Raw genomic sequence first — 20589 nt, 5'->3', positions numbered from 1 at the left:
CTTCTACAATCACCAACGCCGCCACAGTGCCGCCGACGGGCTATCGCCCGTCAACTACGAGATCAGGGAATCCAAGACCAAGCCCGAAGCGGCATAGGAAACCCTCCACGATTTCGGGGGAACCACACCTCGTACTGGTCATCCACCACAGTCCAGTAGCGGTCACCAGATGGCATCCGAACGAGAAATGCACGCATACGCGCTCCATCAACGATCGCACGACGATTACGACAGACTCAACACCCCCGGAGAACCACTTCCAAGCACATCTGCGCCGTGTCGCTTGCAACTAGCTGCAACACCTATCAACGCCCAAGAGAACATCACCCGGACGTTCCCCGAGCTGGCCAGCGTGGCGGATGCGGTCGGCCGGCGGTCGCTCATCCTGGATGGCGAGATCGTCGCACTGGATGCCCAGGGCCGGCCGTCGTTCACCCGCTTGCAGCAGCGTTGGCCCCAGCAGCGCCGGCCGTCCTTGGCGCTCCTGCGCGACGTTCCGGTGCGCCTCATGGCCTTCGATATCGTCGAGCTGGAGCGGCAGAGGCTGACTGACAGCCCGTGGATCGAGCGCCGCCAGGTGCTCGACAGCGTCGCGGCGACGGAACAGTCTCGCGTCCTCACCGTTCCCAAAGCATTCGTCGGCGTTTCTCCGGTCGAGATGTTGGCGGTCGCCGCCACTCACGGACTGGAGGGCATCGTCGTGAAACCTGTTGATTCGCCGTATGTCTCCGGACGGTCGGGGTTATGGACGAAAGTCCCCGTGCGGCTGACCGCAGAACTCGTCATCGCCGGCTTCTGGTGTGCTGGAGGCCCGGGCGGGCGCAGCGCTATCGGCTCCTTGCTGGTCGCCGGCCATGATGACGACGGTCGACTCGTCGCGGTGGGCCAGGTAGGCACCGGGTTCAGCGCGTCGATGCGCCGTCATCTTTTCAGCCTGCTCGATCCGATCGTCCGGCCACGCTCACCGCTGACAGTGCCGGTGGAAGCTGCGGGTGTGCGCTGGGTAGCCCCGCACTACGTGGGTGAGGTGGCCTACCGGGAATACGTGCCTGGGCATTGGCTACGCCACACCAGCTGGAAGGGGTTGCGCGACAGTGCTATCAGTTCCGTTCGTCTGCCGCCGGATTCGTCGACGACGATTCTTCAGTGAGCGGGTTGTCTCCTGTGCGGTCGATCCGATGCGGCGACGGGGCTCTCCTTACAGGGTGAAGCATCGCTGCACGCCACGATGAACGACGTAGCCGGGCCCGCATGACGGGCACCGCGGGCGGCGGTCCTGCGACGATGCGGGGTGCGGTGTGGTGCTGGACGCGCGAGGGCGGAGTTTTCACCGTGCTGCGCTGTAGTTGTTGCCTCTCACCATGTCTCATCACTTGTCCTCAGGGCAAGGCGATCCGAAGCGCCCTGCTGATCTCCGTCATGGTCGGTGGCGACAAGGTGCCCAGCGATTCGGTCAGCTCGTCGTGGAACAACTGCACGATGTCGTCGACCAGGACGAAGCCCACCAAGGGGTCCGTGGCGGTCAACGGCACGACGGTGGGCACGTGCGCATGCTTACTGGTGGTTGTAATACGGGCTGCCAGAACAGTATCCAGATTCCTGTTGCGCGAGTTGTTGCTGAGGATCACCCACGGTTTGGCGCCGTGCCCGAGATTTACCCGGTACACCTGACTGCGCAGCGCGCGACTCATTCACGCCCCTCGGTCCGGCGCGCGTAGCGCTCACGCGCAGACCGTCGTTCGGTGCTGGAAGGTTCGGCGTTGAACTCCGTGGCCAGCTGGGCATAGCCGACGTCCAGAACGAGATCCTTGAGGGCCTCGGCTCCGGCTTGCAGCAGTGCGCGCAGTGCCGCCGCCTCCGACTTGATGTCATCGGCAACGTCGTGCTGACTGGCCCAATGACGCAGCACCTCGAAGGCCGGTGACTCCGGGTCGAGGTAGGGGCCGATCGCGGCCTCTTCCGAATCGCCCAGGATCAGACTCACGCGCTTACTCATGATGTAGATCGTACACCGGTATTCGGTGTATTTGTCAGCGCAGGATATGCGCTTGCGTCTGGCGCGGCTTTCTGTGGGGCCGGTGTCGCGCGCCGCACACCCCTTCGGGTTGTCTGTCACCGCGGGGACAATGGCCCGATGAGTGACGACGTTGGCGGCTTGCCCGTCAGGCACCCGCGCAAGCGAGCCGGTGATGCGCGAGTCGCGGACTTCACGCTCTTGGTGCGGGTTCCTGGCCAGCCTGCCGGGGTACGGGTCTTCACCGACGAGGAGGCCGAGGAGGCGGCCACGTACGCTGCCGCGCACGGGGGAGTGGTTGTGCCGCTTCCACTTTCGCCGCCGACCGGATACGCGACCGGTGCTGACGGCACGTTGATCCCTGCTGCGCACTGAGTTGCCGTCAGGGTTGACGACTTGGCGGGGGTCAGTCGTCGCGAGCCTGGCGGCCCTGTGAAGTCAAGGCGTCGAGGTAAGCGTCGTGGTAGCGAGTGACGGCCATCCGCTCGGTGGTGAACTGCTCCAGGACGCCGGTAATGAGTGGTTGCCCGCGCAGAGATGACGCCATGCGGTCATAGGGCCAGTGACCGAAGCTCATCAGATCGATGCCAAGGGTCTGATGCGGATATTCCCGGGCCTCGGTGATGTCGTTGCGAACCGCTTCCAACTCGGTTTCCAGCCGGCGCAGCGCCGACGCCGCTCTACGTAGGTGTCGATCGCGCTGGTCTCGCAGTAGGTCGACGCATTCGGTCCAGGTGGGAATCGCATTGCGGGGAAAGTAGACGTGCCCTGCCTTGCCGCGCACGGTCTGGGGAAGTAACCCGTCAGCGGCCATCATTTTGAGGACGTCCGCCGGAATCCCGCACACGTCGGCGGCTTCCGACAGTTTCGCGAGTTCGGCATCACTCACCAACGTTCTCCGCCTTTGTCTGTCCGCTCGTACGTGGGGCAGTCGTGCGTGGTGGTGCGCGTTTTGGCGCCGGCTGTATTCGGCCCACAAAGCAGCAGCGTCGTCACAGCGAAACATAACAGGAAGACATGCGCTTTTCCGTCGTACTGGTCATGAGGCGATACGAAACCCATACCGTTCTTTTGTTGGGTGCTTAGTGCTTGAGCTGGCCGTGGCTGATGAGCATGTTCATCGCCCGTTCCCACCGGCTCAGCTGGCTGTCGGTGGCGAATCCCTCCGGCCAGCGTCGGTCGAGGTGGCGGCGGAGAATGATGGCGCCTAAGACCAGGACGAGCGGATTGAGGCCGGCCCACTCGGTGTCGAGCCCTTGGGGTGTGGCCCCGCTTTCGGCGAGGTGCTCCCAGCGTTGAACACCGGCGGCGGCCATCGCATCGAAGACGGCGCGACCGACAGGGCCGTCGTCGACTAACTGGCGGGCTATGTAATCCAGCACGGGTAGATGGGCATCGAAGAGCACCCGGACACGCTGACCAACCTCAGCCGGTCCGCCGGGCTCGGGTTGGGACATAACCGCAGCGATCATCTGCAGCACATAGGAATCCACGGCTTCGACCAGCCGTTCTTTAGAGCCGAAATGATGCTGTATGGCACCAACCGAGACCCCTGCTGTCTGGGCGATGCTCTGAAACGTCGCATCGGCGCAGCCGCGGGAGGCGAACACCTCCAAGGCAGCCTGGATGATCGCTGCTCGCCGACGGCCGCCACGTGGATGTGCTGACGTCACGTTTCCCAGCTTCTCCTAAGTCTCCAGCGCGACCGATTATTGTGGCAGGCGGCCTCGATTCATCGATCGGCCCACAGCTGGGCAACTCACCCTCTCAGTTAAGCCTGAGGCGCGCACCACCGCCCGAAAGCTTGGAGACGGGGTGCTTCGATTGCTTCTTGGTCGGCGCCATCGGCGGGCCCTGAACTCGATCCGCAAGCATCATTCCACACTGGCTACCGTCTGCAAATTTCACGATCGGGCGTGCAGCGCGCCGACAGTCACCCAATCATCAACGAGCACAAGCGAACCCGGGGATCGGATATGTCGACGTCAACGAAGCGCAGCTACCTCGCTGGACGAGCCTTTCACACATCGAAACCGAGACGGGCTGGACAAATGGCCCGATGCATCCTTGCGCGGCGGCCCTGACTCAGCGCACGCCGTCCAGCACCGGACCGTTGCGGGAGGGCCAGTGCCAGAGCCGATTATGCGTCCCTGCATCGTCGCCGGCCGCCGCGCGCTTGGTATCCCATAGTTTCGACGGTCCTTGCACGTGTCTACCCGAGCAGGTGCACTGCGGCGAGACAGCGCGCAGCAAGCGAGCCGGTGGCTGCTTTTAGCGCCGACCACAGATGCTCCGGCGTCGTCACGCCGGCTGGGCCGTCGTGAGACGCCAAGGCGGCCGCGCGGATCAAAATTCCGCGCGCGTGTGGGGTGTAGGCCAGATGAATGGGCCGGGCCGGGAAGCGCGCCGGCCCTAGGTACAGCTCGAGCTGGCATCGAATGGTCTCGGGCGCCCGGAAATCGTCGGAGACCGGGGCGGTGACTGCCGAGGGGTTCACTGCAAGAAGCCCGAGGAGCAGGTGCGCCGACGACAGAAATCCGCCGATGTATCGGTAGGCCTCGTCGTGAGCGACGGTGACCACCCTTCTGCCGTCGCCGTCGAGCGATCGCAGGGCATCAGCAAGCCGGCCGATACTCATATCCCCCTCGAGTGGGGGCGCCCCCGCGACCATCGGACCGCCCCTACCAATATCGCCGTATTGTTTTACTCACGCGGCATTTATAGCGGTAGAAGTCAACCTGTGCAAGCAAAACCGCCGCGAGCGATTTCTGACCGCACACACTCGCGGGCGCGCCGGATCATCAACAGCTTCACGACCGACGGAATGTTCAGTCCCTCAACAAGATTCACCATGACTTGTGCATTCGGTCGGCAGGACATCAGCCGATCCCACCGGTTACACCCCGAGAAGAAGAACTCCGCCAGTGAACCTCGGTGCCTGCTGAACGTTCCCGATATTGCGCGTGGCGTGTGTTTGCTGACGCTTCACCGGTCGCCGAGATGGCTTCCCAGCACTGGAATGTCGGTCTCAATGAAGTTGTCACTCGTCAGCTACTGGCGGGGACAGAATTCAATCTCAGCAGCTCCGTCGGTCCTTCCGGCAAGGCATGTCGACAGCCGACCTGGCACGGGCTACTGCGTCTGGGCGCGGTACACACTGAATGTGTTCGAATGCAATGTCATGAAGTTCGAGATCGCTTGAAACCGTAACCACACGCGCGAGCGCCCCTGCCGCGCGGAACGAACACGCTCAGAATCCGCTCGACAACGATTGCAGTGTCCGATTTGGCATCCGAACGTTATACATCGCTGCTCGTTCGGATTGCCGTCAACTGTCAGTGTCGAAGTGTGGTATCCCAGCAGACATCTAAGACCGATAGTCGACTTGCTGCCCGGTGCGCGGCAGTCGCGTCCATCGGTGCGGCGATCCTCCACTTCGCCGTGGCTCCGATGCACTGGACAGACTGGTTGCCATCGGGGGTTTTCTTCGCGTCGATGGCTGTGTTCCAACTGATTTGGGGATACCTCACCTGGTCACGCCCGATGCGGTTGATCCTTGCTGTCGGAATTGCGGGTAATGCCGGGGCGGCCGCGTTGTGGGTGATGTCCAGAACTGCGGGCGCACCAGTTGGTCCCAACGCGGGCGAGCCCGAAGCCGTGGAAGCGGCCGGCATCAGCGTCCTTCTACTGCAGTGCTACGTAGTCATGGGCGCAGGCTGGGCCTTGTTTCGTCACTACCGGGCACAGGAGGTCTCGGGCTTCGGACGAGCCTTTGTGCTGTTGGGTGCCAACGCTGTGATGGCGGGGGCGGTCACGGTTGGCCTCGCGTCTAGCCTTCAAGGTCATCACCATCACCACGGTGATGCGACGGAAGCCGATGCTGAGCAGCTTCAGGCGCACGCCACGAATACGGAGGGTCATCACCACCCCGCCGAACCTCTCGCACCGCCCGATCGCGCCGTTGTTCCCGCTCCCTCGCCAGTGCCCGTCGAGTCTGGGACCGTGATCGACATGGGCCTCACCACCGAAGGGGATCATCACCAAGCAGGCTCTCCCAGACGGGCCGAGGTCGACGGACATCAGCACAGCCACGTCGACTGACGCCGTAAGCTCCGGTCAGTCCTGCTAGTGTTCGTGCTCGAAGAGCACGAGTGTGTGCACCAGCGACGCGTCGACGAAGTATGCCCGGCAGTCGAAGTGGTCCTGAAGCGTGGTGCCGACCTCTGTGGGTGCATTCACCACACCGGAAACGTTCAACACGGTGATACGGGATTGATCGACCCCTTTGAGCGGCTCTTCCAGGGTCAAGGGAAACTGATCTTTGCCGTCAACGTCGAGATCTGCTGTCTCGGTCCGTATGTCCGAAAGATGGGCAGTCGACGCCGACACCAGCCGCTTCAGCACTTCGGATTGACAACGACCGGCAGCCAATTGCTCGGGTGAGGCGGAAGTCTCGCCAGGTTTGCCCAGGCGAAGCACATCGGTGGTGATGGCGATCGCGACGATCAGGGCACCCGCCGCGACTAGAGCGGCGACCACGAAGAATCGGCGCCGCCGTGCATGGCGATCAGCGCTGTTGCGGTCCGTCATCTTCCAGCCCCTTGATTCACGTCAGTGCGCTGCCTGCCAGCCATTGCGGCCAGGGCACGCCCCAATCTCCGTTCTGCCACAGCTCGAGTGGGGCGCCACCGGTGTTGCGGACTTCGACGACGTCTCCCGGTAGCGAGAAATCGTAGAACCAGCGGGCATTTTCGGCGTTGAGGTTCAAGCATCCGTGTGACACGTTCGTGTTGCCCTGGGCCCAGACGGTGTCTTCCAGCTGGTGTAGATAGATGCCGTCGGTGCTGATGCGTGTTGCGTAGTAGATCGTTTCGCGGTAGCCGAGTCGGGAGTTGATCGGTAGGCCGTAGGTCGAGGAGTCCATGATCACGGGGTTAGCCTTGTCCAGGACGGTATAGACCCCTGGTTGGGTCCAGAAGCTGATCGTGCGTCCATTGACCGTTTCGCTGCCACCCATGCCCATCGATGTGGGCATGGTGCGTAAGAGTTTTCCGTTCTCATACACGCTCACTTGTTTGGTGCGGTCGTCCGCGATTGAGACATGGGCGTCACCAATGCGGAAGCTAACGCTGCTATCTGCTTGTCCGTAGAGATCCTGTCCAAGCTCGACCCCGTAGATGTTGGCCTCCACCGTCACCTCGGTCCCGGGGGTGTAGTAGTGCTGGGGACGCCAGTGCGCCGTCTGATCATCAACCCAATTCCAGCCACCGATTGCGGGTGGGTCAGTGGAAACTTTCAGGACCCGTTCTGCGGCGCTGCGATCAGCGATGGCCTCATCGAACCGAGCAACAATGACGGTGCCGACTCCGTAGACGCCGCCGTGGATCAGCCCCGTGTTGCCGGTGGTGGTCAATCGGACTGCCGCCTGGTTACCGGGCACCAGGGTGGTGAACGACGATTCCAAGCCCCGGCTCATGCCGTCGGTGCCTCGGCCTGTGGCAGTCACGCTATATGTGCGGCCGAAACCCAGAGGGACGGTGGGTTTCCACAGCGTATTGTCCGGCGTCATTACGCCCTCGATCACGCTGCCGGTGTCATTGACCATCGTGACCATCTCCAGTGTTCCGCTGGTAGCGGAGACGGTGACGGCGGCAAGTGGATCGATGTCGCGCGCGTCGGGACCAGGTGACATGGCGAGCATGACAGGCATCGACGCAACGGGTGAGCTATCGATCGAGGGTAAGGCCGCTTGCGCTCCAGACCTGCAATCAGCCCCAGGGCAGTCAATGGGCCGCGAAGCGGAGGCGACCACGACTATTAGCACCGTTAGTCCGGCGGCAACTAGACCGAACCGCCGAAGGACGACGGGCATGGCATCGTCTCCATGGTAGTGGTGGACATTCGCTAACCTGCCTATGTACGTACATAGTAAATGCCAGATATCGACGGTTGCTGCGCTGCGACGGTGTCGGATGCCCGGCGCGGCGCGGATTTGGGTCCCATCACGTCCCGGATATGTTGAATCCGGATTGATCACCTTGTAGTGCAATAGATCGATTGTCGTGCGTGGATGGTGCGCCGTAACGCGCCGCTGGCTACAGACCTCTCGCAACGGGATAACGAGATAGCGTCAAGTCGTTGCTGAGGGACTCGGAACGCCTAGCCGCTGTTAGACTCGGGCGCATCGTGAGCTACACCAACACCATCTTCTGGACGCGAAGCCGCGCCATTATTGCGCTAGCGCTGTCTTTTTGGGTCGTCGTAGTAGCTACGGAGATGGCGCCCCCGCCGTTGAACGACATAGCCGCGGCGCACGGGCACCACGCACACCACGCACTGTCTTCCGCGCTGATCGCCGACACCTCGGTACTTCTCGACCATCCGCATAGCAGCGACGCCTCGACGTCATTGGCGCCCGACACTGTCGCTGAGGCGATTCTGCCGCGCCCATCCACGGCCTTGGTCGCTTGGGGGCTGGTCGCGATTGTCGCGATGGTCTTGCTGATCTGGCGCCACTCACGGCGGACGGTTGTTCGCGGCCCGCCGCGGTCGAGATCACCGATTTCGTCAGGCCGGGTGTTGCTCACTCGGCATTGCATCTCGCGGCGCTGATCCGGTAGCGCCAGACCCTGCCGCCTTGTGGTGGTGCGGTCGGTGATTGCTGCCCGTGTTCAGCTGCCGCGTGGCGACCCGTCGCGGCATTACGCAAAGCGATGAATCCCGATGAAACATGTCCAATCCATTCATAGTCTCGACTCCCGTTCGCCCCGGGACAGAGGTCTCGCCCGTTGTGAACGGCCGAGCACCATGGTCGGCGACACCCCGGTGCTGCGCATCTCTGCACCATTCACCTCGGCCGGGTGCGGCTTCTGGGCCAAACTCGAAGGGTTCAATCCTGGCGGGATGAAGGACCGCCCGGCCATGTATATGGTCGAACGAGCACGTGCCGGGGGCTCCCTGCGACCAGGCGGCCGAATAGTCGAATCGACAAGTGGCACGCTGGGACTAGGTCTGGCATTCGCAGGCACTGTCTACGGACATCCCGTCTCGCTCGTTGCTGATCCGGGAATGGAGCCGATTATCCGGCGAATGCTTGCGGCTTACGGCGCTGAGGTCGACCTCGTGACCGAACCGCATCCCGAAGGCGGGTGGCAGCAAGCCCGACGCGACCGGGTCAAACAGATTCTCGCCGCCGAGGAGAATGCCTGGTATCCCGATCAGTACAATAATCCCGACAACGTCGACGCGTATCGTGGCCTCGCCCTGGAATTGCGCGCGCAGCTCGGTCACATCGACGTGCTGGTGTGCTCTGTTGGTACCGGAGGTCACTCAGCTGGTGTGGCAAGGGTTTTGAGGGAATCGAACCCGACTATGAAGTTGATCGGCGTCGACACGGTGGGCTCCACGATCTTCGGCCAGCCAGCCACCACGCGACTGATGCGCGGGCTTGGTTCCAGCATTTACCCGGGCAATGTCGACTACAAGGCCTTTGACGAGGTCCATTGGGTAGCGCCGGGCGAGGCGGTATGGGCATGTCGCACGCTCGCCGCCACGCATTTTGCCAGCGGCGGATGGAGTGTCGGCGCCGTCGCGCTCGTCGCCGGATGGGCGGCCGAGAAATATCCCGCTGGCGCGACGGTGGCCGCAATTTTTCCCGACGGCCCGCAGCGGTACTTCGACACCGTCTACAACGATGAATTCTGCCGAGAGCACGGCGTGCTCGGTGTCATGCCTCCGACTCGGCCGGCGGTTATCGAGGACCCCGCACACCAGGTGGTGTCGTCATGGACTCGCTGTACCACGGTGATCGACCCGATTGGGGCGTTGCGATGAGGGGTTTCGTCACCGAGTTCCGCAGCTTCGGATGGCCAAGCCGGCTGCTGATGATCAACCAGTTCGGCATCAACCTCGGCTTCTATCTGCTGATGCCCTACCTTGCCGGATATTTGGCCGGACCTCTCGGGCTTGCCGCATGGGCGATCGGCTTGGTGCTTGGAGTACGCAACTTCTCTCAGCAGGGCATGTTCATCGTCGGTGGCACCTTGGCGGACCGAATAGGCTACAAGCAGCTCATTGTCGGCGGCTGTCTCTTGCGCACTGCTGGTTTCGGACTGTTGGTCTTTGCTGATTCGCTTCCTGCACTGTTAATAGCCTCGGCAACAACAGGTTTCGCAGGGGCTTTGTTCAACCCGGCGGTACGCGCATATCTCGCGGCCGACGCCGTCGATCGACGCGTCGAAGCCTTCGCGCTGTTCAACGTTTTCTACCAGGGCGGTATCCTCGCCGGTCCGCTAGTCGGCTTGGCGTTAATGGCAGTCGATTTCAGGGTCGGTGCGGCAGTTGCAGCGGCCATCTTTGCGGTGCTGACGGTCGCGCAATTGTTCGCACTGCCGCAGCGCAATTCGACTCCAACGACAGAAGGTGCCTCGATACTTGGCGACTGGCGAACAGTGTTGGGCAACCGCTCCTTCATGTTGTTTGCGGGGGCGATGGTTGGCTCGTATGTATTGTCCTTCCAGGTTTACCTGGCGATCCCGCTTCAGGCGAAGCACCTTGCTCCGGAGTCTGAATCCGCCCTAGTCGCGGGCGTATTCGTCATCTCCGGTTTGGTTGCAGTTATCGGCCAACTCAAGATCACGCGATGGTTCGCCCAACGGTGGGGCCCGGGACGTTCGCTCGTGGTCGGCGTGGCAATCCTCACTGTTGCATTCCTGCCCTTGGCGGCACTGCCCGACGCTAACCGAGCGGGTCGTATCGCAGCGGTCGGCGCACTCTTAGTGGGTGCCGCAATATTGGCGATCGGTTCAGCTGCTGTGTTTCCGTTCGAGATGGATACCGTCGTATCGCTCGCCGGTGGCCGACTCGTCGGCACGCACTACGGGTTCTACAACACCATCGTCGGAGTGGGCATTCTTGCGGGCAACCTTGCCACCGGAACACTCATGCAGACCGCCGCCGCGATGGCAACGCCCGCGCTTACGTGGGTTGTGCTGATCGCCGTCGGCGCAGCAGCAGCTACGGCCCTGTATTGGCTTGACCGCGCCGGACGGCTACAGCCACCCGTCTCCCGCATGTCAGTTGGCACGGCCACCTAGACAGCCGGAGAGGCGAGCTCCTGGCTCTGACAAACCGCGTATCACCTCCTTCGTCAAATCTTTATCGAAGGCATACCTCCGCCATACCGGTATCAGGCAGATTGAACCTCGGTGTGGGCCACGACGACGGCTAGCGTCGCAGTCCGCAGCCCATGCTTTGGCAGCCACCGGCCCGAGCCGACGCGGTTTAGAGGAGAGGATCCGATGACCACCACAACGGTGCTCGATGTCCATGGGTTGCAGTGGGCCACCTCGGGATCGGTGGTGGAATCAGCACTCATGCGCCGCCCGGGGGTGTCAGCCGTGCACGCCAACGCCCTCAACCAGACCGCGACGGTGACCTTCGACTCGACCGTGACGTCAGTGGCTGAGCTCGCAAAATGGATCCAAGAATGCGGGTACCACTGCGCAGGGCGCTCGGTGCCAAACCATCTCTGCGAGCCGATGTCGGATTCAGCCCCGGCGACCCACGCCGATGAAGGCGCTCACCAGCACGGCCACGGGGACACTGGGCATCCTCCGGAAGAGGTCATGGGCCATGGAGGCCATGGCGGCATGTCGATGGACGCCATGGTCCGGGACATGCGCAACCGCTTTCTGGTCGCGTTGGTGTTGTCGATACCGATCATGCTGTGGTCGCCGATGGGACGCGACATGTTCGGATTCGGCGTGCCGGCCCCGTTTGGGCTTCGCGACGATGTCTTCACGCTGTTGTTGAGCTTGCCGGTTGTGTTCTATTCGGCCTGGATCTTCTTCGACGGGGCGTGGCGCGCATTGCGGGCGCGGACGCTGGACATGATGGTCCTGGTCGCTGTTGCGGTGGGTGCAGGCTGGCTCTACAGCGTCGCTATCACCTTGACCGGTGGCGGCGAGGTGTTCTACGAAGCTGCTGCAGTCTTGACAACCTTTGTGCTGCTGGGCCATTGGTTCGAGATGCGTGCGCGAGGCGGGGCCAATGAGGCGATCCGCACTCTGCTTGAGCTGGCCCCGCCGCTGGCTGTGGTGGTCCGCGGCGACGAGTTGGTCGAAGTCCCCACCGCCGAGGTTGTCAGCGGTGATCTGCTGTTGATCCGGCCCGGCGCCAAGATCCCCGTCGACGGCGTCGTCGAGGAGGGCAGCTCCGAGATTGACGAGTCGATGGTCACCGGCGAGAGTCTGCCGGTTTCGAAAGCTGTTGGAGACAGCGTGATTGGGGCTTCGATCAACACGACCGGCACGCTACGGGTACGCGCGACAAAAGTTGGCTCCGATACTGCGCTGGCCCAAATCGTCGCGATGGTTCAGGAGGCGCAGAACTCGAAAGCGCCCGGTCAGCGACTCGCCGACAAAGCCGCATTTTGGCTGGTGTTAGTGGCGCTCATCGGCGGCACGGTCACTTTCGTCGTGTGGTGGGCCGTGGGTGCGGGGATCCAAACTGCGCTGTTGTTCGCTATCACCGTCGTGGTCATCACCTGTCCGGACGCTCTGGGGCTGGCCACCCCGACGGCGATCATGGTCGGAACCGGACTGGGCGCCAAACGCGGGGTGCTGTTCAAAAATGCCACCGCTCTAGAGACCTCGGCGCGCATCGACACCGTCGTGATGGACAAGACCGGAACGCTCACCAAGGGCGAGCCGGAGGTCACCGATTTTGTCGCCGAAGGGATGGACCGCACCGAGCTGCTGGCGCTGGTGTCAGCGGTAGAGACCCAGTCCGAACACCCTCTGGCCGAGGCCATCGTGCGTTACGCCCGCGAGCAGACAATCAGTCCCGCAGGGCTGACTGATTTCCGCAACATTCCCGGTCACGGCGCCACCGCCACCGTCGCCGGCCGCCAGGTAGCGATCGGAAACCGCAAGCTCATGGTCGAGGAGAAAGTCGAGTTCTCCCCAGCGTTGATGCGTCGCCGTGACGAATTCGCCTCCAGCGGGCGCACCGCAGTCCTGGTGGCCGTAGACGGCCGCGGCGTCGCCGTCATCGCGCTGGCAGACGCGGCCCGCGAAACCTCGGCCGACGCTGTCCGAGAGCTGCACGACTTGGGTGCGCGGGTGGTGATGCTCAGCGGTGACAACGAAGCCACCGCGGCCAGGATCGCGGGCCAGTTGGGCATCGACACCGTCATCGCCGAAGTGTTGCCGGGGGAGAAGGCCGCCAAGATCGATGAACTCCAGCAGCAAGGCGTCAAGACAGCCATGGTCGGCGACGGGGTCAACGACGCACCGGCTCTGGCTCAGGCCGACCTCGGGGTGGCGATCGGTGCAGGCACCGATGTTGCGATCGAGACGGCGGACGTGGTCCTGATGCGATCAGATCCGCTTGACATCCCTATCGCGTTGCGGATCGGGCGAGGCACCGTGCGTAAGATGCGCCAGAACCTTGGCTGGGCGGTGGGTTACAACGTGATCGCGTTGCCGATCGCTGCAGGGGTATTCGAACCCGCCTTCGGTTTGGTGCTCCGTCCCGAGATCGCCGCGCTGTCGATGTCGGGGTCCAGTCTGATCGTCGCGGTCAACGCCCTGATGCTCAAAAGACTCAAGCTGCCGTCGCCGCCTCGGCAGCCCACCCCTTGATCGAGTGCAGGCGAGCGCTACGCCAGCTCGATCGAGGCAGCGCTCACCGAATCGATTGCAGCACGCAGCTTGGTGGCAACCTCATCGGCGACCTCCTGCAACCGCTTCTCATCGGTCACTTGGACCAGAAGTTGCGGATCCATCGCTTCCACAAGCACCCGGCCCTCCTCGGCTGGGTCAGTGCGCACAACGACGTTGCACGGCAATAGCAGCCCGATCTGGCGATCGATATCGACCGCACGATGGGCCAGCGGCGGATTGCACGCGCCGAGAATCAGGTAGTCCTCCATGTCCTCGCCGAGTTTCGTCTTCAGCGTCGCCCTCATGTCGATCTCGGCAAGGACCCCGAAGCCCTGGCTGGCCAGCGCTGCGCGCGTGCGAGCGACCGCATCGGAGAACGAGGACTCCAGCGCGGTAGAGATAGCGATCGACATTTGACATCCTTCCATCTCAACGTGGCACTCTGACCCGCTCGGCAGGTGTGAGTGGCTGGCTTTCACACTACGACTAAACCTCCTGTCCGCGGGAGTGAGCGCTTTCTCCGCAGGAGATACGTATGTAGCTGGACCTTTGAAGCCATCTCACAGGCCGAGGCGATAGCATCATGACCTCGTGAAGGCCGTGACGGTCAGTCGCCGCTCTCACGGTGTGAAGATGCGAATACCGGCTGGAGGTGTCGTGCCCATCGTTCTGCGCGGTGCGCGGCTGCGTTGGCCGATAGCTGCCATGCTGGCGGTGGTGATCGGTGTCAGCGCGACGATGGTGCTCGCCGCGCGCCAGCGCCAGGCCGACGACCCTGATCACGTCGACTGTAATCAGGTTAAGTGCGTCGCCCTTACCTTTGACGACGGCCCCACGCCCTTCACCGACCGCCTGCTACATGTCCTTCAGTCGTACAGCGCCAAAGCAACATTCTTCTTGATTGGCAACAAGGTCGCCGCCGATCCAGCCGCCGCCCGACGGATCGCCGATGCCGGCATGGAAATTGGCAATCACACCTGGGAACACCCAAACATGAGCACCATTCCTCTGGGGGACATAGCCTCTCAACTCAGTAAGGGAACTCAGGCGATCGCCGCGGCCACCGGACGCCCGCCACAGATCTACCGCCCGGCGGGCGGGTTGTCCTCAGACTCGGTCCGCGCATCAGCCGCCCAGCAAGGTCTGGCAGAGATTCTCTGGGACGTAATCCCTTTCGACTGGATCAACGATGCAAACACCGCAGCCACGGTCTACATGTTGAAAACTCAGATCAAACCCGGCTCTGTGGTTCTGCTGCACGACACCTACTCCAGCACCGTCGACGTGGTCTATCAGTTCCTGCCGGTGCTGATCGCCAACGGGTACCACATGGTGACCGTGACTCACCTACTTGGCCCGCGCACGCCCGGTAGTAGCTATGGAGGCCGCGACAACGGCCCGCCCATCAACGACATCGTCGACATCCCCGCCAGCCGGATCCCGTCCCTGCCAGGTACTCCATCACCGAAACCGGCACCCAACCTTCCCATCACCGATATTCCCAACCAAAGCCCCGGCGGCCCGCCGGCCCAGTAGCGGATTGCAGCAGACAGCTGGACACCGGTACGGACTAACTCAGTAGTCCGACCGCTCTGGGACACATCCTGAATGGCTACGCCGACGTGGGGATGAAACTGCCGGACTATTCCGGTAGTCAGTACAACGCCGACCGCTGAGTGTCCCTATCCTGGTTCGTCAGTGATGGTTTGGCCGGTGCGAACGAGCGAGATGACGCCGTACGTCACTCGGTTAATCAAGAATTTGCGGCGCTGAAGGCGATCAGGCAACGCGGCGTCAGTCCTATGTCGGCCACAACCATGGCGCCACGTGTGTATGAAGGCAGGTTCTGACGTGCTTGAGGGAGTCCTGCGCATGCTGGTTAGGGATCACCGAGGGTCCGTCAAACGAGGCTGAGGGTAGGCGAGCGCAGCTCGGCGAAAGTGTGCAACAGATGAGACGAACGAATCCGGAAGATCACGGGACTTAAGGCCTTAACGTGCTGACGCAGGGCGGAGGTGGACAACGTTGTGGCGCCATCTGCACTACAGAACTCCGGCGTACGAGTGCAGGCCGGCGGTCACCAGGTTGATGAAGAACAGGTTGAAGACCATCGCGACGAAGCCGACGACGTTGATCCAGGCCGCTTTCTTGTCCCGCCAGCCCGCCGTCGACCGTGCATGGAGGTACGCGGCGTAGACCACCCACGCGATGAACGACACCGTCTCCTTGGGGTCCCAACCCCAGTAGCGACCCCAGGCCTCCTCGGCCCAGATGGCCCCGAAGATGACGCCGAAGCCGAAGATCGGGAACGCGAAAATCGTGGTGCGGTAAGCGATTCGGTCGAGGGTCTGTGCGTCGGGCAGCCGCTGCACGATTTGCGCCAGCCGGCCTTCGCGGGCCGGGTCGGCCAGCGGCGACATCTTCAGCAGGAACAGGATGCTGGCCACACCGGCGACCAGGAAGACACCCGAGCCGAGGCTGACCACCGAGACGTGGATGGGCAGCCAGTAGGACTGCAGCGCGGGCATCACCGGCGCGGCGTTGGTGTAGAGCCAGCGGCCCGAGACCGTCAGCAGAATGAGCACAGGAACGAGTACGAAAACCCACAGCGCGCGGTACTGCGGCTTGCGCAGCACGATCGAGGCCGCGATCAGACCGCAGAAGCACGTCAGGTTGATGAACTCGTACATGTTGCCCCACGGCACGCGGGCTGTCGCCAGCCCGCGCAGCACGATGCAGACGAACAGCAGCGCGATGCCGACGTAGACCAGCGACAGGCCGGCCTTGCCGATGCGTTCATCGACTGCGCGTTTCTGGTTTTCGACGACGACGCCGGGGCGGTCGCTGTCGGCGGCGACACCGGCGGACACCAGCTCGCGCGCCTCCACCTTGCGACCACGGCTGTAGGCGAGGTCGACGGCGAGCAGCAGCAGCGCCAAGACCAGGACGACGACCGACGAGGTGAACGCCCAGTCCGAATAGCGGGCCAGCCCGATGTCGATGTACACCGAATTCACTTGTTGCCCCTGATTTTTAAGGTGGCCAAGATGTAACGCTCGCCGCGCTCACGCTTGGTTAAGTACCGGTTGCGTCCGCGTGCGTAGCGCGGGTTCGCCCAGGCCGGCCGAGTCCAGGAACCTCCGCGCCCTCCGCGGCCAGGTCCTATCATCACCCGCTCCTGTCGAGATAGATTACGTGCAGCTTAGTACTAAGTTAACTAGTACGTTGCAAGTGGTCCAAGATCGAACCCCACTGGGTGTCCGATTCGCCATATCAAGCCCATCATGTTCATGGTGGCGCAGAAATCGCGTAACACACGTGGGCTGACGGTCGGCAGCGTGGCGACATATCGCTGGCTGGGACTCCGCCGCCGTTGCCACGATGGATGCGCTTGTTTACGTGGATCGCGCACCTCGCGAGGCTGCATGTTGTGGGCTACCAAGATGTGCTGATCGGGTATCCGGCCAGCTCCTGGTCTCCTGGCCCTCGCCGTTCTCGCGCTGATGGGGTCTGCGGTGAATGCCTGACTGCCCAGGCTATAAACTGTTCGCGACGTTCTCTCGTCGGAATTTTAGTGGCGAGTTGCGCCTTGGGACGGGTCCTGGTTCGCCGCGATTGCCGGACCGCCGGGCCTATTGACTGAGGTCGGTCGACCTGGTGACCGAGTATGCATGCCGCTGCCGTCGCAAGGTAGATGCCGACGAATAAGTGTCGCAGAACAATCGGATTAAAGCGCTGATTCGACCGATCTCACCGACGGTCCGAGGCGATAGCCGACGCCGCGGACGCTGTGGATAAATGCGGGCCGATCGGCATCCTCGCCTAGTTTTCGTCGCAACTGTCCGACATGCATGGTGATCGATTCAAGGTTCGCTCTGTCCTTGGGACCCCACACCGCCTCTGCTAAATCCTCGCGTGTGGTCACCGCTCCACCGTGCCTGACCAATTCGACAAGAATCGCGAATTGAGTTCTCGTTAGATGCACCTCAATACCTGCGAGGCGGACCTCCCGCCGTGTCACGTCGATGGTGAGTGACCCACAAATGTACCGCCACGGCATCTCTCCACGGCGGTTAGTATGCGGCGCGGGGCGCTTGCGTCTCCGCGCGACTGCGCGTATCCGAGCGGCCAATTCACGGCTGCTGTGATGCCCAATGAGGACATCATCGGCGCCCGCGGCGAAGCCGGCGATAACCACCGATTCGCCGCCACTGCTGCAATAAATGGTGATGTGACCGTCGGAGACAGCACGGGCGCGTCGGCATACCTCCAGGAGGGGAGCGTCGAGGTGGTCGGTGTCGAAAATGACGAGTCCAGGTTGGTTCTTCTCAATGGCACTGACCGCCTGAGCGCCATCGTGGACCAAAGTGATTTCAACCTCGTCGCGACGAAAGTGGTCGACGAACGCTTCCATCCAACACGCATGGTTGCCGACTAACGTCACTGTCAATGCCGCCGACGCGGGTGCCCTCAGCTTTTCCACCACTCCTTAATACTGGATTACTACGTACTAGCGTAGCTCTGAGTCGGAGCGTGTCGTTCGTCTAGGCCTCTGCGAGGTTGAACGCGAGCTGCGCATTGAGTGCGGGCGCACGAGCTGCGCCCGCTAGTTGACTCCCACTGAGCCTGTGTTTGATGCATTGAGCCCATTCTCGCTCGACAAACGGGCGTAGCATGCGACCCCCCACCGAGACAAGACTGATGCCAAGCTTGCGGTCGGCGTTAGATCCACCACGGGAGGCTCCTTGCTTCGGTGATCTTGAGCCAATCTTTACATAATTCATACGTCTTGGAATAACCGGCGGGTGCACCGTGGGAGAAGTATCTTCTTTGGCGGCAGGATGGGCATGAGCGTGAGTTATTTCGGCTCCCCAGCGGTAGCGCGGTGGCTTCTTCGCCGCCCATGCTGTTGGAGCGGTGGGTGTGTTCTAGGGATGATCCGTGACCCGAACTCTGGATCGGGTGCCGGCGTGCCGGCTTCCTTGGGCCGCCTTGGCTAGTCGAGTAAGGAGAATCGTCGTGATGTATTGGTACGGACATGATTTGAGTGGTTGGGGGTATGCAGGAATGGCGGTTGGAATGGTTCTCCTATAGATCCTCATAGTTGTCGCGCTTCTGGCATTCTTCCGTTTCAATGCCGCCGGCGGCCTGCGCTCGGGCGCTCCACGGCCGAAGCCAACGAGCTGGGCCGAGCAGCAAGTTGACGCCCAATTTGTAGGCGACGAGACCGGCGAGGCCAGATAGCGGAAACTCCAAGCAACTCTGCGTGCTACCGGCCAACGTCTGTAACCGGTGCCTGAGATACTTTGAGTCCGCTCATAAACGCCCCAATCGCGGGCTCACTCTGTCTTGGAAATGGCTCCAATTGCGCCACCCATCCGGCTAGGCCAGAAGTCTGGGCCAAATGAAAGCCATTACACTCCGCCGGCGGAAAGTTCGTCGGACTTCCTTTCGGTAGACGTTGCTGCTTTGAAGCGGCGAAGTAGGGACTGGGTGACGGCAGTTCCAGGCGGAACGTCGGGTGTCCGCGGCGAGAAAGGGTGGCCAAAGCCTACAGAGGCGGCCGCCGGTTCCCTGCGTGCGGCGACCGTTGCTTCGCCAACCCGTCACCCAATGCGTTCGTCAAGAGCCTGGTCGGCGCTAATGCTGCCGCTACTATCGCTCTTAGTACGGAGATGAGATGGAGAATGCCCGTGGGGTCAGAGAAGACACGAGTCGCGGAGAAGTCTGCGCGTGATGGACGTAAGGCCGTGGCCGCCGTTCGATCCTCCGGTCGGGGTGGCAGTCTGATCTGGATTGCGATATCGGCAGTCGTGTTGGCAGCGCTTCTGGTTGTGGTGATCGTTTCGATCACCCGCCATGCCGGGGGCCGCAAGGTCAATACCGATGCTGCCAGCCTGGACCATCCACCCGCGGTGACTGCAGTCGGGGTGGACAGTTCACCGCCTTGGCCGGCTCCCGGCGATACCGTCGCCGCCGTAGCCGCCGCCGGCTTGCCAATGCTTACGCAGGAAGGAGCTCAGGAGCACATCCACGCACACCTCGATGTTTTAGTCGATGGACAGCCGGTCGCAGTGCCGGCCAACATAGGTGTTGATCAACGTCGCGGAAGGATCAGTCCCCTGCACACGCACGACGACAGCGGTGTGATCCACATCGAGTCCCCGGTCAAGCGCCAGTTCAGCATCGGCGAGCTCTTCTCGGAGTGGCAGGTGAGCCTCACAGCTGACAACATTGGCGCACTACGCGCGGGCGATGGCAAGGTCCTGCGTGTGTTCGTCAATGGCAAGCAGCAGGCTCAGGACCCAGCGGCGTTCTTGTTCAACACTCACGACGAGATTGCGATTGTGTACGGCGTACCGCGTACTGGCGAGAACATTCCGGCGAAATACGATTTCGCTGAAGGGGAATGACGAAGGTCGGCCAGGCTGTCGCCGACTGAATTTTGGTTCCTGCGTGTTCAATGCTTAATTGAGGATCTGCAACAACACCACGACGTAGATTGGGAGAGGGGCGTCATCCCAGTGGCCTCGGTTTACGGGCCACGCCATGTGCCGTTCAGCCCAATCTATGCGGGGCTTAGGTCTTGACATGTAGGAACGCTCAGCGGGGCGCAGCTTGTTGCGACGCTACTATGTACATTAGTAGCGCGCGGAACAGCCGACGGCGCCCACCGACCGAATCCATGGCTGGTTCAACGTAACCAAGTGGCATTAGTGCCACGCGGGTCATGTGGTAGCGATCGCAGGTGGGATGAAAGGTAGACGTCCCACCGCTTGGGCGAGCATGTCCCGAGTCGCGTGGAATTTGGGTGACGATCCACGATGAACTCTAGGCGGCGGCACCGACAGATTTGGTGTCGGCGCCGGTGTCGGGGTGAGCGTGTCGGCGCAGGGCGTCGACGAGCTG

General features: G+C 62.3%; 20 protein-coding genes and 1 pseudogene. 11 read left to right on the top strand and 10 right to left on the bottom strand.

Going from position 1 to position 20589, the window contains the following annotated elements; genetic code table 11:
- Positions 1–283: 283 nt before the first annotated feature.
- Positions 284–1150, top strand: coding sequence for an ATP dependent DNA ligase (locus tag HPC46_RS31460; RefSeq protein ID WP_233716963.1), 867 nt, complete (start codon positions 284–286; stop codon positions 1148–1150).
- A gap of 229 nt (positions 1151–1379) precedes the next feature.
- Here the strand turns inward: HPC46_RS31460 and HPC46_RS31455 are convergent, their stop codons facing one another.
- Entirely contained in the window at positions 1380–1691 is a 312-nt protein-coding gene (locus HPC46_RS31455; protein WP_179475983.1) for a type II toxin-antitoxin system PemK/MazF family toxin, read from the bottom strand.
- A complete protein-coding gene (locus HPC46_RS31450; protein ID WP_179475982.1) occupies positions 1688–1996 on the bottom strand; it encodes a hypothetical protein in 309 nt (102 codons plus the stop codon). Before HPC46_RS31450 ends, HPC46_RS31455 begins: the two co-directional genes overlap by 4 nt.
- 138 nt (positions 1997–2134) lie before the next feature.
- Here HPC46_RS31450 and HPC46_RS31445 point away from each other — a divergent pair, with 138 nt between their 5' ends.
- On the top strand, positions 2135–2389 hold the full coding sequence (locus tag HPC46_RS31445; RefSeq protein ID WP_179475981.1) for a hypothetical protein: 255 nt from the start codon (positions 2135–2137) through the stop codon (positions 2387–2389).
- Between the two features lie 31 nt (positions 2390–2420).
- On the opposite strand, the gene HPC46_RS31440 is transcribed toward HPC46_RS31445, so the two are convergent.
- The 3 genes from HPC46_RS31440 to HPC46_RS31430 form a co-directional block, all read right to left on the bottom strand.
- Positions 2421–2903 (bottom strand): DNA-binding protein, encoded by a 483-nt coding sequence (locus HPC46_RS31440; RefSeq protein ID WP_179475980.1) that lies wholly within the window; start codon positions 2901–2903, stop codon positions 2421–2423.
- Positions 2904–3096: 193 nt separating this feature from the next.
- Entirely contained in the window at positions 3097–3687 is a 591-nt protein-coding gene (locus tag HPC46_RS31435; RefSeq protein ID WP_179475979.1) for a TetR/AcrR family transcriptional regulator, read from the bottom strand.
- A 539-nt stretch (positions 3688–4226) separates the two neighbouring features.
- Positions 4227–4652, bottom strand: a complete 426-nt coding sequence (locus HPC46_RS31430) for a Clp protease N-terminal domain-containing protein (RefSeq protein WP_179475978.1) — start codon at positions 4650–4652, stop codon at positions 4227–4229.
- Positions 4653–5509: 857 nt separating this feature from the next.
- Between HPC46_RS31430 and HPC46_RS31425 the strand changes: the two genes are divergently transcribed.
- On the top strand, positions 5510–6115 hold the full coding sequence (locus HPC46_RS31425; protein ID WP_179475977.1) for a hypothetical protein: 606 nt from the start codon (positions 5510–5512) through the stop codon (positions 6113–6115).
- A 24-nt stretch (positions 6116–6139) separates the two neighbouring features.
- On the opposite strand, the gene HPC46_RS31420 is transcribed toward HPC46_RS31425, so the two are convergent.
- On the bottom strand, positions 6140–6604 hold the full coding sequence (locus HPC46_RS31420; protein ID WP_179475976.1) for a hypothetical protein: 465 nt from the start codon (positions 6602–6604) through the stop codon (positions 6140–6142).
- Between the two features lie 16 nt (positions 6605–6620).
- On the bottom strand, positions 6621–7886 hold the full coding sequence (locus HPC46_RS31415; protein ID WP_179475975.1) for a L,D-transpeptidase: 1266 nt from the start codon (positions 7884–7886) through the stop codon (positions 6621–6623).
- Between the two features lie 314 nt (positions 7887–8200).
- Here HPC46_RS31415 and lpqS point away from each other — a divergent pair, with 314 nt between their 5' ends.
- From lpqS to HPC46_RS31400, 4 genes are all read left to right on the top strand, one after another.
- The gene (gene lpqS / locus HPC46_RS36060; protein WP_456320168.1) at positions 8201–8626 is read left to right on the top strand and encodes a putative copper homeostasis (lipo)protein LpqS; all 426 of its coding nucleotides are present in this window, start codon (positions 8201–8203) and stop codon (positions 8624–8626) included.
- A gap of 111 nt (positions 8627–8737) precedes the next feature.
- Positions 8738–9847: a PLP-dependent cysteine synthase family protein gene (locus HPC46_RS31410; protein ID WP_179475974.1), complete on the top strand. Its 1110-nt coding sequence runs from the start codon at positions 8738–8740 to the stop codon at positions 9845–9847.
- Complete coding sequence (locus HPC46_RS31405; RefSeq protein WP_179475987.1) at positions 9844–11109, top strand: MFS transporter; 1266 nt, start codon at positions 9844–9846, stop codon at positions 11107–11109. The genes HPC46_RS31410 and HPC46_RS31405 overlap by 4 nt, the downstream gene beginning before the upstream one ends.
- A gap of 204 nt (positions 11110–11313) precedes the next feature.
- Positions 11314–13659, top strand: coding sequence for a heavy metal translocating P-type ATPase (locus HPC46_RS31400; protein WP_179475973.1), 2346 nt, complete (start codon positions 11314–11316; stop codon positions 13657–13659).
- A 17-nt stretch (positions 13660–13676) separates the two neighbouring features.
- On the opposite strand, the gene HPC46_RS31395 is transcribed toward HPC46_RS31400, so the two are convergent.
- A complete protein-coding gene (locus HPC46_RS31395) occupies positions 13677–14093 on the bottom strand; it encodes a DUF302 domain-containing protein (protein WP_179475972.1) in 417 nt (138 codons plus the stop codon).
- A 292-nt stretch (positions 14094–14385) separates the two neighbouring features.
- Here HPC46_RS31395 and HPC46_RS31390 point away from each other — a divergent pair, with 292 nt between their 5' ends.
- Positions 14386–15216, top strand: a complete 831-nt coding sequence (locus HPC46_RS31390) for a polysaccharide deacetylase family protein (protein WP_179475986.1) — start codon at positions 14386–14388, stop codon at positions 15214–15216.
- Between the two features lie 59 nt (positions 15217–15275).
- Positions 15276–15453, top strand: a pseudogene (locus HPC46_RS35305) (NlpC/P60 family peptidoglycan endopeptidase RipA); the annotation flags it as partial.
- 269 nt (positions 15454–15722) lie between these two features.
- On the opposite strand, the gene ccsB reads toward HPC46_RS35305, so the two are convergent.
- Complete coding sequence (gene ccsB / locus HPC46_RS31385; protein ID WP_179475971.1) at positions 15723–16697, bottom strand: c-type cytochrome biogenesis protein CcsB; 975 nt, start codon at positions 16695–16697, stop codon at positions 15723–15725.
- 710 nt (positions 16698–17407) lie between these two features.
- Positions 17408–17740, bottom strand: coding sequence for a winged helix-turn-helix domain-containing protein (locus HPC46_RS36015; RefSeq protein WP_407665584.1), 333 nt, complete (start codon positions 17738–17740; stop codon positions 17408–17410).
- An 87-nt stretch (positions 17741–17827) separates the two neighbouring features.
- Between HPC46_RS36015 and HPC46_RS35300 the strand changes: the two genes are divergently transcribed.
- Complete coding sequence (locus HPC46_RS35300) at positions 17828–18118, top strand: hypothetical protein (protein WP_233716961.1); 291 nt, start codon at positions 17828–17830, stop codon at positions 18116–18118.
- 1312 nt (positions 18119–19430) lie between these two features.
- Positions 19431–20093: a hypothetical protein gene (locus HPC46_RS31375; RefSeq protein ID WP_325096849.1), complete on the top strand. Its 663-nt coding sequence runs from the start codon at positions 19431–19433 to the stop codon at positions 20091–20093.
- Positions 20094–20589 lie beyond the last annotated feature (496 nt).

This window comes from Mycolicibacterium vinylchloridicum (assembly GCF_013404075.1).
GTDB classification, from domain to species: domain Bacteria; phylum Actinomycetota; class Actinomycetes; order Mycobacteriales; family Mycobacteriaceae; genus Mycobacterium; species Mycobacterium vinylchloridicum.
This window is presented reverse-complemented; position numbering and strand designations above follow the sequence as displayed.

Coding starts and splice junctions, on each gene's coding strand:
- HPC46_RS31455 (WP_179475983.1), bottom strand. CDS start 1,691: ATGAGTCGCGCGCTGCGCAGTCAGGTGTACCGGGTAAATCTCGGGCAC.
- HPC46_RS31450 (WP_179475982.1), bottom strand. CDS start 1,996: ATGAGTAAGCGCGTGAGTCTGATCCTGGGCGATTCGGAAGAGGCCGCG.
- HPC46_RS31445 (WP_179475981.1), top strand. CDS start 2,135: ATGAGTGACGACGTTGGCGGCTTGCCCGTCAGGCACCCGCGCAAGCGA.
- HPC46_RS31430 (WP_179475978.1), bottom strand. CDS start 4,652: ATGAGTATCGGCCGGCTTGCTGATGCCCTGCGATCGCTCGACGGCGAC.
- HPC46_RS31425 (WP_179475977.1), top strand. CDS start 5,510: ATGGCTGTGTTCCAACTGATTTGGGGATACCTCACCTGGTCACGCCCG.
- HPC46_RS31420 (WP_179475976.1), bottom strand. CDS start 6,604: ATGACGGACCGCAACAGCGCTGATCGCCATGCACGGCGGCGCCGATTC.
- HPC46_RS31415 (WP_179475975.1), bottom strand. CDS start 7,886: ATGCCCGTCGTCCTTCGGCGGTTCGGTCTAGTTGCCGCCGGACTAACG.
- HPC46_RS31410 (WP_179475974.1), top strand. CDS start 8,738: ATGAAACATGTCCAATCCATTCATAGTCTCGACTCCCGTTCGCCCCGG.
- HPC46_RS31405 (WP_179475987.1), top strand. CDS start 9,844: ATGAGGGGTTTCGTCACCGAGTTCCGCAGCTTCGGATGGCCAAGCCGG.
- HPC46_RS31400 (WP_179475973.1), top strand. CDS start 11,314: ATGACCACCACAACGGTGCTCGATGTCCATGGGTTGCAGTGGGCCACC.
- HPC46_RS31395 (WP_179475972.1), bottom strand. CDS start 14,093: ATGTCGATCGCTATCTCTACCGCGCTGGAGTCCTCGTTCTCCGATGCG.
- HPC46_RS31390 (WP_179475986.1), top strand. CDS start 14,386: ATGCTGGCGGTGGTGATCGGTGTCAGCGCGACGATGGTGCTCGCCGCG.
- HPC46_RS36015 (WP_407665584.1), bottom strand. CDS start 17,740: ATGCCGTGGCGGTACATTTGTGGGTCACTCACCATCGACGTGACACGG.
- HPC46_RS35300 (WP_233716961.1), top strand. CDS start 17,828: ATGCCCAATGAGGACATCATCGGCGCCCGCGGCGAAGCCGGCGATAAC.